The 17,321-nt window shown below is 65.9% G+C and carries 16 protein-coding genes; 10 read left to right on the top strand and 6 right to left on the bottom strand.

From position 1 onward, the window contains the following. Positions 1-93: 93 nt before the first annotated feature. The 5 genes from CCUG20998_RS21650 to CCUG20998_RS21670 all read left to right on the top strand — a co-directional run bounded on the left by CCUG20998_RS21650 (position 94) and on the right by CCUG20998_RS21670 (position 3,777). Positions 94-711 carry a lipid droplet-associated protein gene (locus CCUG20998_RS21650; RefSeq protein ID WP_020729818.1) on the top strand — a complete coding sequence of 206 codons (618 nt, stop codon included), beginning with the start codon at positions 94-96 and terminating at the stop codon, positions 709-711. Next, complete coding sequence (gene xseA, locus CCUG20998_RS21655) at positions 708-1,955, top strand: exodeoxyribonuclease VII large subunit (protein WP_020729817.1); 1,248 nt, start codon at positions 708-710, stop codon at positions 1,953-1,955. The genes CCUG20998_RS21650 and xseA overlap by 4 nt, the downstream gene beginning before the upstream one ends. Continuing rightward, positions 1,945-2,193, top strand: coding sequence for an exodeoxyribonuclease VII small subunit (locus tag CCUG20998_RS21660; RefSeq protein ID WP_036456138.1), 249 nt, complete (start codon positions 1,945-1,947; stop codon positions 2,191-2,193). The genes xseA and CCUG20998_RS21660 overlap by 11 nt, the downstream gene beginning before the upstream one ends. Before the next feature lie 54 nt (positions 2,194-2,247). After that, positions 2,248-3,342 carry a 3-beta-hydroxysteroid dehydrogenase gene (locus CCUG20998_RS21665; RefSeq protein WP_020729815.1) on the top strand — a complete coding sequence of 365 codons (1,095 nt, stop codon included), beginning with the start codon at positions 2,248-2,250 and terminating at the stop codon, positions 3,340-3,342. A 177-nt stretch (positions 3,343-3,519) separates the two neighbouring features. Then, positions 3,520-3,777: a DUF7218 family protein gene (locus tag CCUG20998_RS21670; RefSeq protein WP_036456136.1), complete on the top strand. Its 258-nt coding sequence runs from the start codon at positions 3,520-3,522 to the stop codon at positions 3,775-3,777. 94 nt (positions 3,778-3,871) lie between these two features. Here CCUG20998_RS21670 and CCUG20998_RS21675 read toward each other — a convergent pair whose 3' ends face one another. Continuing rightward, entirely contained in the window at positions 3,872-4,273 is a 402-nt protein-coding gene (locus tag CCUG20998_RS21675; RefSeq protein ID WP_036456483.1) for a heme-binding protein, read from the bottom strand. Positions 4,274-4,964: 691 nt separating this feature from the next. Here CCUG20998_RS21675 and CCUG20998_RS21685 point away from each other — a divergent pair. Continuing rightward, on the top strand, positions 4,965-6,530 hold the full coding sequence (locus tag CCUG20998_RS21685) for a PE family protein (protein ID WP_116269140.1): 1,566 nt from the start codon (positions 4,965-4,967) through the stop codon (positions 6,528-6,530). A gap of 269 nt (positions 6,531-6,799) precedes the next feature. On the opposite strand, the gene CCUG20998_RS21695 is transcribed toward CCUG20998_RS21685, so the two are convergent. Continuing rightward, positions 6,800-8,368 carry a carboxylesterase/lipase family protein gene (locus tag CCUG20998_RS21695; RefSeq protein WP_036456132.1) on the bottom strand — a complete coding sequence of 523 codons (1,569 nt, stop codon included), beginning with the start codon at positions 8,366-8,368 and terminating at the stop codon, positions 6,800-6,802. 209 nt (positions 8,369-8,577) lie between these two features. Here CCUG20998_RS21695 and CCUG20998_RS21700 point away from each other — a divergent pair, with 209 nt between their 5' ends. Then, the gene (locus tag CCUG20998_RS21700) at positions 8,578-9,735 is read left to right on the top strand and encodes an AI-2E family transporter (protein ID WP_020729808.1); all 1,158 of its coding nucleotides are present in this window, start codon (positions 8,578-8,580) and stop codon (positions 9,733-9,735) included. Here the strand turns inward: CCUG20998_RS21700 and CCUG20998_RS21705 are convergent. Continuing rightward, positions 9,713-10,513, bottom strand: coding sequence for a dienelactone hydrolase family protein (locus CCUG20998_RS21705; protein WP_012395928.1), 801 nt, complete (start codon positions 10,511-10,513; stop codon positions 9,713-9,715). The two genes, CCUG20998_RS21700 and CCUG20998_RS21705, sit on opposite strands and share 23 nt — an antisense overlap. Positions 10,514-10,540: 27 nt before the next feature. Next, the gene (locus CCUG20998_RS21710) at positions 10,541-11,188 is read right to left on the bottom strand and encodes a DUF4245 domain-containing protein (RefSeq protein ID WP_036456130.1); all 648 of its coding nucleotides are present in this window, start codon (positions 11,186-11,188) and stop codon (positions 10,541-10,543) included. Positions 11,189-11,256: 68 nt separating this feature from the next. Between CCUG20998_RS21710 and glpX the strand changes: the two genes are divergently transcribed. The 3 genes from glpX (at position 11,257) to CCUG20998_RS21725 (ending at position 14,890) form a co-directional block, all read left to right on the top strand. Beyond that, positions 11,257-12,345, top strand: a complete 1,089-nt coding sequence (gene glpX / locus CCUG20998_RS21715; RefSeq protein WP_012395930.1) for a class II fructose-bisphosphatase — start codon at positions 11,257-11,259, stop codon at positions 12,343-12,345. A gap of 37 nt (positions 12,346-12,382) precedes the next feature. Next, positions 12,383-13,813, top strand: coding sequence for a class II fumarate hydratase (locus CCUG20998_RS21720; RefSeq protein WP_012395931.1), 1,431 nt, complete (start codon positions 12,383-12,385; stop codon positions 13,811-13,813). A gap of 96 nt (positions 13,814-13,909) precedes the next feature. Next, positions 13,910-14,890 carry a DUF3824 domain-containing protein gene (locus CCUG20998_RS21725; protein ID WP_011738560.1) on the top strand — a complete coding sequence of 327 codons (981 nt, stop codon included), beginning with the start codon at positions 13,910-13,912 and terminating at the stop codon, positions 14,888-14,890. A gap of 29 nt (positions 14,891-14,919) precedes the next feature. Here the strand turns inward: CCUG20998_RS21725 and CCUG20998_RS21730 are convergent, their stop codons facing one another. Both CCUG20998_RS21730 and CCUG20998_RS21735 read right to left on the bottom strand, forming a co-directional pair. Beyond that, the gene (locus CCUG20998_RS21730; RefSeq protein ID WP_051155102.1) at positions 14,920-16,368 is read right to left on the bottom strand and encodes an adenylate/guanylate cyclase domain-containing protein; all 1,449 of its coding nucleotides are present in this window, start codon (positions 16,366-16,368) and stop codon (positions 14,920-14,922) included. A gap of 52 nt (positions 16,369-16,420) precedes the next feature. After that, positions 16,421-17,296 carry a polysaccharide deacetylase family protein gene (locus tag CCUG20998_RS21735; RefSeq protein ID WP_020729805.1) on the bottom strand — a complete coding sequence of 292 codons (876 nt, stop codon included), beginning with the start codon at positions 17,294-17,296 and terminating at the stop codon, positions 16,421-16,423. Positions 17,297-17,321: the final 25 nt, after the last annotated feature.

Genomic DNA, 17,321 nt, shown 5'->3' on the forward strand with positions numbered 1-17,321 from the left:
TCTGCCGCCACGGCTAGGCCATTCCCGACCATTTGCGCTCGTCCCACCGCGGCTAGCTTGGACTTCGCCGCCGCTTGAGGCAGTCTTGGACCCATGGCAACTGCACCGTATGGGGTTCGGCTAATTGTCGGCGCGGCAACAGTCGCCGTCGAGGAGACCATGAAGCTGCCGCGGACCATCCTGATGTACCCGATGACATTGGCCAGCCAGGCGGCGCACCTGGTGATGCTGTTTCAACAGAACCTGGCCGAGTTGGTCATCAAGGGCGATTCCACCCTGGAGTCACTGTTTCCGCCGAAGGACGAACAGGCCGCGTGGGCGACCTTCGACGAGGACTTGCCGGATGATGCAAACGCCTTGGAAGGGTCCGCCACGGCATTGGCCGACAGCATGGACGCCGATCGTCGCACCGAGGGACGGTTCGCGTTGTATTCGGTGTCGGACCCCGCCGAATCCCGGGAAACCAGCCCGCCGGTCCGCAAGGCCCCGGCCAGGCAGCCGAAGTCGGCCGCCAAGCCGAGCACCGAGATACCTGCAGTCGCCGGCAAACTCGACTATGCGTCATTGACCCTGGCCCAGCTTCGGGCCCGGCTTGCGTCGCTCAGTGTCGAGGATCTGGAGGCCCTGCTGGCCTATGAGCAGGCCACCAAGGCTCGTGCCCCGTTCCAGACGCTGCTCGCCAACAGGATCACCCGCGCGACCGCCAAGTGAGCCCAGCCGCAGCATCGAATTCGGCCGAGAACCCGTTCCCGGTACGCGCGGTGGCCATCCGGGTCGCCGGCTGGATCGACAGGTTGGGAACGGTCTGGGTTGAGGGGCAACTAGCCCAGATCACGATACGACCCAACTCCAAGACGGTGTTCATGGTGCTGCGCGATCCCGCGGCGGACATGTCGCTGACCGTCACATGCCCGCGCGACCTGGTACTGAGCGCACCGGTGAAATTGACCGAAGGCACCCAGGTGGTGGTCTGCGGAAAGCCCTCGTTCTACACCGGGCGTGGCACATTTTCGCTGCGACTCAACGAGATTCGCGCTGTCGGGGTGGGTGAGCTGCTGGCCCGGATCGAACGGCTGCGCCGGCTGCTGGACGCCGAAGGACTCTTCGATCCACGCCTCAAGCGGCCAATTCCTTTCTTGCCCAACACTGTCGGCCTGATCACCGGCAGAGCCAGCGCCGCCGAGCGTGACGTGACGACGGTTGCCGCGACGCGCTGGCCCGCAGTGCGATTCGCCGTCCGCAACACCGCCGTGCAGGGGCCCAATGCCGTCGTTCAGATCGTCGAAGCGCTCCGTGAGCTCGATTCAGACCTGGAAGTCGATGTGATCGTGGTGGCCCGCGGTGGCGGCAGCGTCGAGGATCTCCTGCCGTTTTCCGACGAGACACTGTGCCGCGCGATCGCGGCGTGCCGCACACCCGTGATCAGTGCGGTCGGCCACGAACCCGATAATCCGCTGTGCGACCTGGTCGCCGATCTGCGCGCGGCCACCCCGACCGACGCGGCCAAGAAGGCCGTCCCCGACACTGCCGCCGAGCAACGCCTGGTCGCGGACCTGCGCCAGCGCAGTGCACAAGCGCTGCGCAATTGGGTTTCTCGGGAGCAGCGGGCGTTGACCCAGTTGCGCAGCCGCCCCGTTCTTGCCGACCCGCTCAAGGCGCTGATCACCCGCTCCGATGAAATCCAGCGGGCCCGGTCAGCGCTTCGGCGTGATGTCAGCCGGCTGATCAGCACCGAAACCGAAAACATCGGCCACCTGGGTGCGCGGCTGGCCACCTTGGGTCCGGCGGCCACACTGGCCCGCGGATACGCGGTGGTGCAGACGGTTTCAGCCGCCGGTCAACCAATGGAAGTGCTGCGGTCGGTCGATGGCGCGCCCGCGGGCACCAGACTACGAGTGCGGGTAGGCGACGGTGCCGTTACCGCGGTAAGCGAGGGACGTGTTGATGGAGCTTGACGACCACAGCGGGGAAACCGACTCGGTTACACCCATTAGCCAGCTCGGCTACGAGGCGTGTCGCGACGAACTGATCGAAGTCGTGCGCCTCCTCGAACAGGGCGGACTGGACCTCGATACGTCGCTGAAGCTATGGGAAAGAGGCGAGGTACTCGCAAAAAGGTGCGAGGAACACTTAGCTGGCGCACGTCAGCGGGTGGCCGATGCGCTGGCCGCCAGCGAGGCCGAGCAGGACTGATCTTGGCCAGTATTGGGTATCGAACCATATTCCAAACTGGAACACGTTTTAGTTATGCTTCGGCCCATGGGTGATGCATCGCTGACAACCGAACTCGGCCGTGTCCTGGTTACCGGTGGCTCAGGATTTGTCGGGTCCAACCTGGTGACCACGCTGCTCGACCGTGGACATCACGTGCGTTCGTTCGACCGCGCGCCCTCGCCACTGCCCCCGCATCCGCAGTTGGAGGTGCTACAGGGGGACATCACCGACGCGGCCACCTGCGCCACAGCGGTCGACGGTGTCGACACGGTCTTTCACACCGCGGCCATCATCGAGCTGATGGGCGGCGCATCGGTGACCGACGAGTACCGCAAGCGCAGTTTCTCGGTCAACGTCGGCGGTACCGAGAATCTGGTGCGCGAGGGGCAGCAGGCCGGGGTGAAGCGGTTCGTCTACACCTCCTCGAACAGCGTGGTGATGGGCGGGCAAATCATCGCCGGCGGCGACGAAAAGCTGCCCTACACCAATCGGTTCAATGACCTCTACACCGAAACCAAGGTGGTTGCAGAGAAATTCGTGTTGTCGCAGAACGGCAACAATGAAATGCTCACCTGCGCAATCCGTCCTAGTGGAATCTGGGGAACGGGCGATCAGCTGATGTTCCGCAAGTTGTTCGAAAGCGTGATCAAGGGCCACGTCAAGGTGCTGGTTGGGCCCAAGTCAGCACTGCTGGATAACTCCTACGTAGACAACCTGATTCACGGTTTCATTCTGGCGGCCCAGCATTTGGTGCCCGGCGGCAGCGCACCCGGTCAGGCCTACTTCATCAACGACGCAGAGCCGATCAACATGTTCGAGTTCGCCCGGCCCGTGGTGGAAGCGTGCGGGGAAAAATGGCCCCGAGTAAGGGTTTCCGGCCCGATGGTGCACCGGGCGATGACTGGTTGGCAACGACTGCACTTCCGGTTCGGATTGCCCGCGCCGCTGCTGGAGCCACTGGCCGTGGAACGGCTGTACCTGGACAACTATTTCTCAGTCGACAAGGCCCGCCGCGACCTCGGTTATGAACCCAAGTTCACCACCGAACAGGCGCTCAAAGAATGCCTGCCCTATTACGTGGACCTGTTCCGCCAGATGAAAAGCGAAGTCAAAGCCGGCGGCCGGTGAATTAGCCTGCGGCCAGCAAGTCACGGTAACGCCGGTGGGCGCGACCGTGGTGATGATTCACCAGAGGCGGGCTGACTAACCACCACGTGATCGATCGACACCAACCCGGCACCGGTTTGACCACCGTCAGGCTCGGGCATCCTCGGATGGGAGTCCCATCATGCCAAGGAGGTGATCATGCCGAACCCCTCGATCAAGAACGAGAAGCTATACCAGGATCTGCGTAAAGAAGGCAGCTCCAAGGAAAAGGCAGCGCGGATTTCCAATGCGGCAGCTGCCCAGGGTACTTCCTCGGTGGGCCGTAAAGGCGGCAAGGCCGGGCCCTATCCGGACTGGACGGTGCCAGAACTGAAGAAACGAGCCAAAGAGCTTGGCATGTCCAGGTATTCGAGCCTGACAAAAGACGAGTTGATCAGCAAGCTGCGCAACCACTGAGCCCCATCGGTGCCGTGCGCCGACACACGTAGCGCCCGGATGGTGGCAGGTGCTCTCCGCACGGAGGGGCACCTGCCATCGTTGAGCACCCGGATCAACCAGCCATGAATTCGTGGTAGGCCGATTCGAGATCCGGCGGCAGCGCCGCCACATCGCATTGGCGCTCGGTATCACCGACTGGCGCCAGAATGGCACGCAGGTCGTGGTACTCCTGCGGATGCGCCGTGAAATAGCTGCGCAGGCTGGCAGCTGCTGGTGCATACGGTTGCCCATAGGCAGCCATGACTACCTGGTTGGCGCCTTCGTGGGCCGCCAAATATTGGCGCGCCGAAGCGGTCACCGACGACACGGTGGCAGATACGCCTTGCGGACTGCAGTCAGGAGCTGCGACCGCTTGGGGCGCACCCATGAATCCGATGGCTAGTTCCCCGATGAGGCAACCCGCGCTGATGGACACCACTTGCCGGCGCGCACGTATACCGATGATTTTCTTCATCATTTGATTCCTTCGGATTGGCGAATCAATCGTTGAAGGTTCCCGAATACCCAGGATCCAAAGTAGCGGAGGAATTTGGTCCAGGTCGGTGACCGGGTTCGCTCATTCGGCCGCTTCCCGGTGATCTGCCGGGCAAGCGTGGTGACTGTGCGAAGCAAGCGACCAGAGTGACGCGCGAAGCCTGAAAATCTCGGAAAAGACGGATCGGTTCTTATCGAATCGTGACACGGACCGTGACCAAACCGTAGTCATCGGCGCTGGCGGAAACGCATCGATCCACGACGGCTACGGACACAGGTCGACAAGTTCTGGTCGACCAGGCCCCAAGGGGATGGTCCAGGTAACGACCTGGGTATCGCTTCAAAAGCGAGGCCGCTGTTGCCCGGCATGCCGGGGTGGCCCGGTGCCGGTATCGTCAGCCGGCACCCCCGACCCGGTCTCCGAATTACCCGTTCCAACTCAACATCTGCCTGCGCCGCATCGCGGTCACCCGGATTCGCCTCGGCGGCCCCGCCTCACACGCCGCCTCGCCAACACCGTCTTCGCTCATCGGCACACCGACCGACAAAATCCGTCAAACCACTTGCCAACCGGTAGCGGCCTGGCATAAGAGAAATTCATAGTAGGAAGCAACAAGATGCGGTGTGTTTTCCGGCCGTCATTTCTGGTTGTTCCGCATGGGAGGCGCCCAGTGTCGTTTGTGATCGCTGAGCCCGAGCTGCTCGCTGCCACCGCTACCCACCTGTCCTCGCTCAGGACGACACTCGTTGCAGCCAACGCAGCTGCGGCAGTTCCGACCACGGGGCTCCTGGCTGCAGCCGATGACGAGGTGTCGGTGGCCATCGCCGCAGGTTTTCGCGCGTACGGCCAGGCATATCAAGCGCTGAGCGCTCAAGCCGCGGATGTTCATGCGCGATTCGTACAAGCGTTGGCTGCTGGCGCCGATCGGTATGCCAGCGCCGAAGCCGCCAACGCCGGGCAGCAACTGCTCGACATCGTCAATGCCCCCACCCAGGCATTGATTGGCCGCCCGCTGATCGGCAATGGCACCAACGGAGCACCCGGAACCGGCCAAGATGGCGGGCCGGGCGGACTATTGATCGGCAACGGCGGGTCCGGGGGCTCCGGCGCTGCGGGCACCAACGGCGGCAACGGTGGCGCCGCAGGATTGTTGGGCGCCGGTGGTGCCGGTGGTGTGGGCGGCTTCGGGCTACCTGGGGGTGCGGGCGGCAACGGCGGAGCAGGCGGAGCCGGCGGCCTGTTCGGCAATGGCGGCAACGGCGGCACCGGCGGGGGCTCCTTGGACGGCAACGGCGGCAGCGGCGGGGCAGGCGGCGCGGGCGGTTTCTTGGGTTCGGGCGGCAAAGGCGGCGTCGGAGGCGTCAGCGCGCACCAGGTCGGCGGCACCGGTGGTCCCGGTGGGACCGGTGGACTACTGGGCGCGGGCGGCGCCGGTGGTGATGGCGGGCAAGCCGATGACGCCATCGGCGGAACCGGAGGCACCGGCGGAAGCGGCGGCACGCTCTACGGATCCGGCGGGCTCGGCGGCAACGGCGGCAACGGCGGCCACCAGGGGGGCCTGGGTGGAGCGGGTGGCTCGGGCGGGCTGTTCGGCGACGGCGGCTCCGGCGGCGACGGCGGAACCGGCGGCACCAATGGCGCAGCCGGTGGAGCAGGCGGTCGTGGCGGCTTGCTCTATGGATCCGGTGGCGACGGTGGTGACGGCGGCAACGGGCAACCGGCCGATGGCGGCGCGGGCGGCGCGGGCGGCGCCGGCGGCCTGCTGGGCGCCGGCGGTAACGGTGGCGACGGCGGGGTTGGCCACGACAACGGCGGGGCAGGCGGCGCCGGCGGCCGAGCCGGCCCGCTAGTCGGAGCGGGGGGCAACGGGGGCGACGGTGGCGCCGCGGGTCTCCACGGTGGCCAGGGAGGGAGCGGCGGCAACGCGGGCATCCTGCTCGGCAATGGCGGTGCCGGCGGCACCGGCGGCTGGGGCGGCTTCAGCGTGCCTGGTCAGGGCGGGACCGGTGGAGCCGGAGGACATGCTGGGCTGATCGGCAACGGGGGAAACGGTGGCGCCGGCGGGATCACCTCGGTCGCCGGTGGCACCGGCGGCGACGGGGGCAAAGGTGGCGATGCATGGGTGATCGGCAACGGCGGCAATGGCGGCAGCGGCGGCACCGGCACCCAACCGGGTGGCCCGGGTGTGGGGGGATCCGGGGGTTCACTGATCGGCCAGCATGGGTTGAACGGGTAGCGAACGACACGGGGACCCCGCACGACACCTCGGCATCACCAGTCCGACCGTCCAGCGATGGCTCGACCGGTCCCGCTCGCGCGGCAGCCGCGCGGCGCCCGAGAGGACAACCGGCACGCCGACCGTCACCACCACGTCAAGATTTGTGACGCCGCATTGGGTGTCTTCGGCCCTCATTGCGCACACCGCGCGGCAAAGAACCGAGCAGCGTCCCGCCTTCGTCGTCTGCCCACCTTTGACGAACGTGAAACAGACACCCCATCGTCCGCCTACCGGAAACCCACGACCTCCCGGCCCCAGGCGGCGCGAATGGGTGCGTCGATATCGCGCGCAACCCTGTCGGACTTGTCGATGACCAGGCAAGCGCGGTCGCCGTCCTGGTAAGCCGGCCAGTCCGGTTCACCGGCGGGGCCCGCGGGATTGGCCTGGGTAGCAAAGTTGATCCACCGGGTCCGCATCCTCTTGGAGACGGCCCTGGCGGTCTTCGCGCCACCGAGTCGCAAGGTGGGGTCCTGCGGTCCCCCGAGATTGCCCCAAACGTAGGGCAGCTCGGTCGCGTGAGCAGCCCGCACCAGCAGCAGCTTCAGCAGCGGCGTGGAGTAGTCGAAGCGGTACAGGTACACCGGCGCCACCCTGCTGTGGCCCTCGGCCAGCCATACCGATGGCATCCGAAAGCCGACGTCGGTGGCGATGCTGAGCGGCCTGGCCCTGCGCCGCAGCCGGGAATAGGCCAGGCCGATCTCCTCTTCGGTCGGCAACTGCAGGTCGGGCTGCTCGGCGGCGATCTGGGTGAACATGGACGTGATCGCGCGTGGCGTGATCGGCATTAGCGGCGATCGCATCAGCCGGAACAGCGCGGCTTCATGCTTGTTGGTGCCGACCAGCAATGGGACCGGGTGCGAGCGGCCTTCCTGAGCGACCTTCACCGGATAGTCGGTGAGCACATCGCCGTCGACGATCGGGACGAACGCCAACGTGCCGGGGTTACGCACCGGCACTTCGTTGAACACTTCTGTCGAGGCGGCAACGATCGCCGCGGTGGGCAGCTGCGTCAGTTTGTCCACGTCGCTGGCGGCGATTCCCAGCTTGTCGAGCAGGTGCACCGCGACACGCTGCGCCCTTTCCCGGTCGTATACCGAGGTAGCCGGCGAGCTTTGGGCGATCGCGCGGGAGAACAAGCCCCGAGCCGCCGGGGTCACCAGCAGCGTCGTCACCAGACCCGCACCGGCGGATTCACCGAACAGCGTGATGTTGGCGGGATCGCCGCCGAACGCCGCGATGTTCTCGCGTACCCAATGCAATGCAGCCAGCACATCGCGCAGCCCGACGTTGGAATCAAAACTCCGTCCGGCATGGCTCAACGACGACAGGTCCAGGAAGCCCAGGGCACCGAGCCGGTAGTTCACCGTCACCACGATGACCTCACCGCTGCTGGCCAACCTCCGGCCGTCATAGAGGGCCTGACTTGCCGAGCCCAGCATGTATGCGCCACCGTGCAGCCACACCATCACCGGTTTCCCGGCACCGGGTGCGGTGTTCGCCGGCGCCCAGATGTTCAGCCGTAGACAGTCTTCGTCCTGCGGCGCGCCGAGGTCGATGGGCATGTTGGCCAGCACCGGCTGAGGGCAGACCGGCCCGAAAGCGGTGGCATCGGCGATCTCGGTCCATGGTTGGGGTGGCTGCGGGGCCCGGAACCGCAGCTCGCCCACGGGCGGCGCGCCATACCGGATGCCCTTCCACGATTTAGTCCGGACCTCGCTACCGGCCGCTGCAATGCCGTCTTCGGCGCCCCGGACCGGCCCATAGGCGGTTTCGACCACATAGCCGTCACTCGCCATTCGTCTGATGTCACTGGCCATAATTGTGAAAACTCCTGTTCCCCTTGGCTCAGGTTAACGACTGGCAATCGCACAGCTGCCGAATGGGCCACACCCAGCGGTCAATGGCACCGGAGTGCTCATGGCGCACGGGACAAGCGCCCGAACAACAACACTGTCTGCGGCTAAGGTTGCGCTCAACATCGACGCGGAGGGCGGGCCCCGGTCCAGTGAACACCGAATTCACGCTCAGTCAGAAACGCGCTCTGGCGATTGTCACGCTGGCCGCCCTGCTGTTCGGCGCCTACTTCCTGCGCAGCTATTTCGTGCTGATTGTGGTGGCCGCCGTCGGCGCATATCTGTTCACACCACTGTTCAATTGGTTCAACAAGCGGCTGAACGCGGGCCTGTCGGCGACCCTCACCCTGTTGACGGCACTGGTGGTGGTCATCGTCCCGGTTGGGCTGCTGGTCGGCCTGGCGGTCGTCCAGATTGCCCGGATGGTGGAGAACATTGCCGGCTGGGTCAAGACAACCGACCTGAGCAGCCTCGGCGACAAGGCCCTGCAACTGGTCAATGAGCTCCTGGCCCGAGTGCCGTTCTTGCATGTCACCGTGACGGCGGAGGCACTGCGCAAAATGATGATCTCGGTGGCGCAAAACGTCGGCCAGTGGCTGCTGCACTTTCTGCAGAATGCGGCCGGCAGCCTGGCCGGCGCGGTTACCTCGGGGATCATCTTTCTGTACGTGTTCATGGCACTGCTGCTCAACCGCGAGAAGCTGCGGACACTGATCGGTCAGCTCAACCCGCTGGGTGAAGAAGTCACAGATTTGTACTTGCGCAAGATGGGCTCGATGGTGCGCGGCACCGTGATCGGTCAGTTCGTCATCGCGCTGTGTCAAGGTGTTGCCGGTGCCGCGTCCATCTACGTCGCCGGATTTCACCACGGGTTCTTCATTTTCGCGATCCTGCTCACCGCAATGTCCATCATTCCGCTCGGCGGCGGAATTGTGACAATTCCATTCGGTATCGGGATGGCGTTCTATGGCAATATCGGCGGCGGCGCGTTCGTCGTCTTGTGGCACTTGCTGGTGGTCACCAATATCGACAACTTCTTGCGACCGATTCTGGTTCCACGCGATGCCCGGCTCAATTCGGCGCTCATGCTGATGTCGGTATTCGCCGGCATCGGCATGTTCGGCCCGTGGGGGATCATCATCGGTCCGGTGCTGATGATCCTCATCGTCACCACGATCGACGTCTACCTGGCCGTGTACAAGGGCGTCGAGCTCAAGGACCGCAGCGCCAAGCCCGCCCGCCGCAACTGGTTGCCCCGCAGAACCGGGAATGCGCCGACAAACGCGGCTACTGACTCAACCGCTCAGTGAGGAACTCGACCACGCGCTTACGGGCCTCATACGCCGGATGGCCGTCCACCTCACGAACCTCTTCGGTGAGTACCGAATGCGCCATCCGGCCAAAGCCGTCCGGGTTGCCCGGGCCGGAATCGATCTCGATCACCTCAAACGCGTCACCCAGACGCGCCTTGAGCGTGCTGAACCGCTCACGCGGCGCCGTCTTGTCCTCGCTGAAGCGCAAACCGATGGCGCACAGCCCCTCATTCGCACAACGATCGGCGACCACCTGGAGCTCGGACTCACTTAGCCCGGGGTCACTGCGCTGCGCGGACGTCAGCGGCAGCGGCACCGACGGCTGACTGAGCACCGGGGCGAGCACGCTGTCATCGACGGCGGCGGCCAACGCAAAACCGCCGGTGAAGCATTGCCCGATCACCCCCACCCCCTTGCCCGGTGTGGACGCGTTGAGATCACGCGCCAGCGCGCGCAGAAAGATCGATACCGGCCGCTCCTTGTTGGTGGCCATCGCCGCGAACTCCTTGGCCACACATCCGCGGGAGATTTCGAGCGCCACATAACCGATCGACACCGCCTTGCCCGGCTTGCCGAACAACGACGGAATGGCCACCGTGAATCCGTTGTCCACCAGGTGGTTTCCCAGCGCCAGTACGCCGGGATGGATGCCCGGCATCTCCGGGATCAGCACCACTCCGGGGCCTGAGCCTTTGCGAAAGACGTCGTGGGTGTAGCCGCCGCCGGTGAACGGTGCCGCCGACCATCCGGCCAAGTCCGCTTCGGGTCCGCTCACGATCAGTCCCTTCTGCCGGCTTGCCGGCTAATTCTTGGTCGGCAGCGGCGCCTGCGATTGCGTAGCCAGCGCCAGCGTACGGAACTCGTCGGCGCTTCCGGCGCCGGTGATTGCGACCTGGGCGGGACCCTCCGGGCTGGTAAGCCGGGTGGTCCACACCGGCTCGGTGGAGCCGTTGCTATCGGTGCCTTCGTAGACAACCCAGCTGGTGTCGACCACATCCACAGTGCCGGTCGGATACATGTCCGGATGGATCGATCGGACCAGCTTGTCCTCGTCGGCATTGCTCTGGGTCAGGCTCAGGTACATCCCCGATGGGCTGATGTATCCCACCTTCGAGGTGGTCGCGCGCAGCAGCTGACCGTTGGCCGGATCGGTGCGCCCATTCTCGATGCCGCCACGACCGCCCGAGTTGGCTTTCCATCCATCCGGCAGGACGGGCAGCCGAATCGGGAATCCCAGGGCGGCCGCGTCGGCCTTCAGAGCCGCCGCGGCGTCGTAGGACGGGACATTTCCTCGATTGGTCGCGCCCGGTTGGAAGGAACACATCCCTACCAGGCCTGCCAGCAGGATGCAGCCAACCACCAGCGGGGCAAGCGACCAGAACATGTCGCGCCCATCCTGCAGCAACCGTGGTTTGGCCGGCTTCGGGCCCGGCTGCGGCTCACCAGTCACCTGGCCAGTATCGCAGGCCAGTATCCCAGCTCCAGCCCGGTGATCTGCTTCTGGGACAATCACCAACCATGACAGCTCAGGGATCCGGTTCGTCGCCAACCGCGGTCGCGGGGCGCGACCCATCGCTGCCACGGCCGCCACGTGGCGAAGCCCCCGACCGCAACCTGGCGATGGAACTCGTGCGAGTCACCGAGGCCGGTGCCATGGCCGCGGGCCGCTGGGTGGGGCGCGGCGACAAGGAGGGTGGCGACGCCGCCGCTGTCGACGCGATTCGCGAGCTGGTGAACTCGGTGTCGATGCGTGGCGTCGTGGTCATCGGCGAGGGCGAGAAAGACGACGCCCCGATGTTGTACAACGGCGAAGACGTCGGAAATGGCGACGGGCCAGAGTGCGACTTCGCTGTCGACCCGATTGATGGCACCACACTGATGAGCAAGGGCATGCCCAACGCCATCTCGGTGCTGGCGGTAGCCGATCGCGGTGCGATGTTCGATCCGTCGGCGGTGTTCTACATGAACAAGATCGCCGTCGGCCCCGAGGCCGCGCACGTGCTCGACATCACCGCACCCATTGCCGAGAACGTTCGGGCGGTGGCCCGGGTCAAGGCATTGTCGGCGCGGGACATGACGGTATGCATCCTGGACCGGCCGCGACACGCCCAGTTGATCGAGGACGTTCGGGCCACCGGCGCCCGGATCCGGCTGATCACCGATGGCGACGTCGCCGGCGCCATCTCGGCATGCCGACCGGAATCGGGCACCGACATGCTGGCCGGGATCGGCGGCACGCCGGAGGGCATCATCGCCGCCGCCGCGATTCGCTGCATGGGCGGAGCCATCCAGGCGCAACTGGCCCCCAAGGACGAGGCCGAGCGTCGCAAGGCGCTCGACGCCGGCTACGACCTCGATCAGGTGCTGACCACCGAGGACTTGGTGTCCGGGGAAAACGTCTTCTTCTGTGCCACCGGGGTCACCGACGGTGACCTGCTCAAGGGTGTTCGCTACTACCCGGGCGGCTGCACCACGCAGTCGATCGTGATGCGGTCCAAGTCGGGCACCGTGCGGATGATCGAGGCCTACCACCGACTTTCCAAACTCAACGAATACTCGGCGATCGACTTCACCGGCGACAGCACCGCCGCCTATCCCCTGCCGTAACACCCCTCCCGCAAACCCGACCAGCAAGGACCCGCCAATGGCCCACAGCGCCCACGACGATGCCGACAACGACACCGAATACCGCATCGAGCACGACACCATGGGCGAGGTCCGGGTGCCGGCAAAGGCACTATGGCGCGCCCAAACCCAGCGGGCGGTGGAAAACTTCCCCATCTCGGGCCGCGGTCTCGAGCGCGCCCAGATCCGCGCCTTGGGCCTGCTCAAGGGCGCTTGCGCGCAGGTGAACATGGACCTCGGGCTGCTGGCACCGGAGAAGGCCGAAGCGATCATCGCTGCCGCCGCCGAGATCGCCGACGGCCAACACGACGACCAGTTCCCGATCGATGTCTTCCAGACCGGCTCGGGCACCAGCTCCAACATGAACACCAACGAGGTGATCGCCAGCATCGCCGGCGCCAATGGCGTAGCGGTACACCCCAACGACGACGTCAACATGTCGCAGTCGTCGAACGACACCTTCCCAACCGCCACTCACATCGCGGCCACCGAGGCCGCCGTCAGCCACCTCATCCCCGCCCTGGAGATCTTGCAGGACGCCCTGGCCACAAAGGCTCTCGAGTGGCAGTCGGTGGTCAAGTCGGGCCGGACCCACTTGATGGACGCGGTTCCGGTCACGCTGGGCCAGGAGTTCAGCGGGTATGCCCGCCAGATCGAGGCCGGCATCGAGCGCGTCCGCGCCACGTTGCCCCGACTCGGCGAACTGGCCATCGGCGGTACCGCGGTCGGTACCGGACTCAACGCCCCCGAGGGCTTCGGCGTCAAGGTGGTGTCGGTGCTGGTGTCCCAGACCGGGCTGCCCCAATTGCGAACGGCGGCGAACTCTTTCGAAGCCCAAGCCGCACGGGACGGATTGGTCGAGGCCTCCGGGGCGCTGCGCACCATCGCGGTGTCGCTGACCAAGATTGCCAACGACATCCGCTGGATGGGCTCCGGTCCGTTGACCGGTTTGGCCGAAATCCAGCTGCCGGACCTGCAGCCCGGCAGCTCCATCATGCCGGGCAAGGTGAATCCGGTTCTCCCCGAGGCTGTTACGCAGGTCGCGGCACAGGTGATCGGCAACGACGCGGCGGTGGCCTGGGGCGGCGCCAATGGCGCCTTCGAGCTCAACGTCTACATCCCGATGATGGCCCGCAACATCCTCGAGTCATTCACGTTGCTGACCAACGTCTCAAAGCTGTTCGCGCAGCGCTGCATTGCCGGGTTGACCGCCAACGCCGAGCACCTGCGTGAACTCGCGGAGTCCTCACCGTCGATCGTGACACCGCTGAACTCGGCGATCGGCTACGAGGAGGCGGCCGCGGTCGCCAAGCAAGCGCTCAAGGAACGCAAGACGATCCGCCAGACCGTCATCGACCGCGGCTTGATCGGCGACAAGCTCTCGCTCGAGGAACTCGACCGCCGTCTCGACGTGCTTGCGATGGCCAAGGTCGAAGCGACCGACGACTAGGCCGACCTAGGTCCGTGCCGGGCGACTGGCTACGCCCGCGCGGTTGCGCGACCCCCTCAACCGAGGCGGTTCAAGGAAACGAGGATGGTTAGGCGTATGACGACTCCTCCCGGTGGGCCCTATGGCCAGGATCCGGCCGGCTACAACCCGTATGGTCAGGCCCCCTACGGGTACGGCCAGCCCCAGGCCGGCGGCCAATACCCGTACCCACCGACCGGGCCGTACACCAACCCGCAGGGCGGTGCGCCTTCCTACGGGCCGGGCACCTATCCACCCCAGCAATTCCCCCAGGCCGGTCAGCCGTATGGCACCGGCCCCGGCTGGCCGACCGGGCCGTATTCACCCGGACCGCCGCCGAAAGGACCGGGCTCGAAGGCGCCGTGGCTGATCATCGCCGGTGTCGCCGTGCTGGGCGTACTGGCGCTGGTAGTGGTGCTGGTCTTTACGCTCGGCGGCAACAAATCGAACAACGCCGGCCCCTCGGGCACCCCCGCCACCAGCGGCGCTTCGACTTCGGAGCCGGACAACTCCGAGCAGAACGCGACCGGCTGCACCCCCAACGTGTCCGCCGGTGAGCGGCCACTCGGGGAGATCATCAGTGCCGGCAAGTTGTCATTCCCGATCAGCGCGGCACCGGGCTGGTCGGTATTCGGCGACGATCAGAGCCCCAACCTGATTGGAGCGTTGGGGGTCGGCCAGGAGGTACCCGACGCCAGCCAGTGGATGATGCAGGCCGAGGTCGCCGTCACCAACTTCGTGGCCAGCATGGACGTCAGCGAGCAGGCGTCGAAGCTGATGCAATGTGTGGTCGACGGCCCCGGCTACGTGCAGTCGTCGCCCACCCTGGGCCCCACCAAGAAGTCGTCGACCACCGTCGACGGGGTCAAGGCGGCTCGAGTTGACGCCGACATCACGATCGCCGACACCTCACGCAACGTGAAGGGTGACTCCGTGGTCATCATCGCCGTCGACACCAAACCGGTCACCATCTTCCTGGGCGCCACACCCATCGGCGATGCCGCCTCGGCGGCCACGATCAGCAAGGTCATTGCGGCACTCAAGGTCGACAAGTCCTGAAGACCGACAAGTAACGAGCCGAATCCGCGCTAGCCGGCCTCGGCCGGGGCACAGACGTGCGTGGCTTCGGAGCGGCCGCGCAGCACCGTGGAATAGCACTGGATCCAGCGACGGCACTCGGCCTCATGGGCGCGGTCAAGCGCCGCCGCCGAACACAGAATCCGCCGCTCGGAGGTCTTGGCGAGGTCGGCCAGCCGTGCGGCCTCATTGACCGCGTCGCCGATGACCGTGTATTCGTAGCGGTTTTCCGCACCGATGTTGCCGGCAAAAACCCGGCCCGCCGAAACACCGACACCGAAATCCACCGCCGGTAGGCCACGCAGCTGGGTGCCCAACGCGCGCGCCGTCGCCAGCGCGGCCGACGCCGGATCACCGGTTCGCAGCGGCGCTCCGAAGACGGCCAGCGCGGCGTCACCTTCGAATTTGTTGATCAGCCCCTGATGCTCATCGACGGCGTCGACGACTATCCGGAAGAAGTCGTTGAGCACTTCGGCTACCTCTTGCGGCGGGCGGTTTTCGGCCAGCTGCGTGGAGCCCACCAGGTCGATGTAGAGAACCGCCGCCTCCACCACTTCGCCCGGCGACCCGGAGCCCTCTTCGAGGGCGCGGCGTGCGACATCGGTGCCGACATGGCGGCCGAACAGGTCCCGGAGGCGTTCCCGCTCTTCCAGGCCGGCCACCATGCGGTTGAACCCCGTTTGCAGGCGCCCAATTTGGGAGCGCTCGTAGGAGCCCACGTAGGTGCCGATGTGGCCGTGTTCGACCTGCCCCATGGCATCGACGATCTCATCGAGTGGATCGGAGATGGATCGCGAGGTCAGGATCATCGTTGGCAGCCCGAGCAGCAGGGCGGCCAACGATACGACCAGGATCGGCACATCCAGCGACGCGGACTGTTCAATGACCCAGCCGTAGGACCGCAACACGATGAAGGTCCCGATGACCCCGATGGGCAAGGCGCTGCACAGGAACCAGAGCAGGACCAGCCGGGCGAACACGCCGGGGACCGCCAGTCGCGGCTGGCCGCCCCGGGTGGCCACCCCCACGATGGGCCGCAGGGTGCGTTGCGCCAGCAGCAGGCCGGTGCCCGCGGCGGCGGGTCCCCCGAGCACCACACCGAGCAGAATCGGCAGCAGGATCTTGGTGCCGTCCGCGTGGTTGAGCAACATCAGGACTGCGCCGGATGCGGCCCAGGCTCCGACCAGGATCAGCGACTGGCGACCACCGAGCCGCAGCGCGGCTTCTCGCTGCGCCTTGGTGGGCGGGTGCCCCGGGACGAACCACTGCAGAGTGGGGGCCAGGGTCAGTGCTCCGGCAACCGCGACGCTGATGATCCCCAGCACCACCAGTACCGACACCACCGGCAGGTTTCGTTGGGCGAAGTCGACGTAGGTGTGACCGCGCAGTGGGATCAAGATCGCAGATGCATCAACGACGGCGATGAAGTAGGCCAGGGCGAGGTCGAACGCGTATTGCAGTAAAAGCCTGCGGGCGGTCTTCGGCTGCGCTTGGCCTGCCGAAGCGCTGGTGCTAGGCACCGTTATTGGGCCCGCCTGAGTTCTGACCCGCTATGTCGGTGATCGGGAAGTTCGGCATCGGTTTGGGCGACGGGGTGTTGGGCAACGGCGGGATGTCGCTGGGCGGAATGTCGCGCAGTTCGTCGACGGGCGGGCCGTTGTCGCGGCTGCCGTAGCTGCTGCCGGGCGCCCGCGGCCCGAGCAGCTCGCTGACCGTCACCAGGCGATAGCCATTGGCCTTGAGCACCGGAATGAACTGGTAGACCAGGTCGACGGTGCTCGAGTAGGTGTCATGAAACAACACCACCGAACCCGGCTTGATCTGCCTCATCAGCATGTAGCGCGTGGCCGCGGTGTTGGAGTCGTTGGCCCAGTCGAAGGGGATGACATCCCAGAGGATTTCGGCTTGGCCGTATTTTGCGGCGGTCTGGCGCACCGCCGCGTTGGACAGTCCCCCGGCGGGACGATAGAGCGTGGGTGTGCGACCCGTCGCGGCTTTGATCGCGTCGTTGGCCCGGGAAAACTGGCCGGCGATGTCCGCTTCGGGGATGGTCGTCATGTTGGGGTGTTCCCAGGTGTGGCTGCCGATCTCCATGCCCGCTTCGGCGATGCGTTTCGCTGCCGCGGGGTTGGCCGCCACCTTGTTGCCGATCAGGAAGAACGTGGCCTTGGCGTCGTTGTCCTTCAGGATTTGCAGCAGGCGATCCGTGAACGGGCCTGGACCGTCATCGAAGGTCAGCGCGACACATTTGACCACCGCGCAACTCTGGTCATCGGCACGCGTGACATGGCCGGTCAGGCTGCCGATCACCAGCACGGCCACCGCCGCAACGACCCCGACGACCATCCGCCAATACCGCCAGGCCTGGTTGTCGGGTCGTTTGCGCACCTTGGCAGCCTACCTGGCGCTGGGC

The sequence above is a fragment of the Mycobacterium marinum genome (assembly GCF_003391395.1).
Taxonomy (GTDB): domain Bacteria; phylum Actinomycetota; class Actinomycetes; order Mycobacteriales; family Mycobacteriaceae; genus Mycobacterium; species Mycobacterium marinum.

Excerpts from the sequence above, each read along its gene's own strand:
- CCUG20998_RS21670 (WP_036456136.1), top strand. The coding sequence starts at position 3,520 with ATGCCGAACCCCTCGATCAAGAACGAGAAGCTATACCAGGATCTGCGT.
- CCUG20998_RS21650 (WP_020729818.1), top strand. The coding sequence starts at position 94 with ATGGCAACTGCACCGTATGGGGTTCGGCTAATTGTCGGCGCGGCAACA.
- CCUG20998_RS21695 (WP_036456132.1), bottom strand. The coding sequence starts at position 8,368 with ATGGCGAGTGACGGCTATGTGGTCGAAACCGCCTATGGGCCGGTCCGG.
- CCUG20998_RS21675 (WP_036456483.1), bottom strand. The coding sequence starts at position 4,273 with ATGAAGAAAATCATCGGTATACGTGCGCGCCGGCAAGTGGTGTCCATC.
- CCUG20998_RS21665 (WP_020729815.1), top strand. The coding sequence starts at position 2,248 with ATGCTTCGGCCCATGGGTGATGCATCGCTGACAACCGAACTCGGCCGT.
- CCUG20998_RS21660 (WP_036456138.1), top strand. The coding sequence starts at position 1,945 with ATGGAGCTTGACGACCACAGCGGGGAAACCGACTCGGTTACACCCATT.
- CCUG20998_RS21725 (WP_011738560.1), top strand. The coding sequence starts at position 13,910 with ATGACGACTCCTCCCGGTGGGCCCTATGGCCAGGATCCGGCCGGCTAC.
- CCUG20998_RS21720 (WP_012395931.1), top strand. The coding sequence starts at position 12,383 with ATGGCCCACAGCGCCCACGACGATGCCGACAACGACACCGAATACCGC.
- glpX (WP_012395930.1), top strand. The coding sequence starts at position 11,257 with ATGACAGCTCAGGGATCCGGTTCGTCGCCAACCGCGGTCGCGGGGCGC.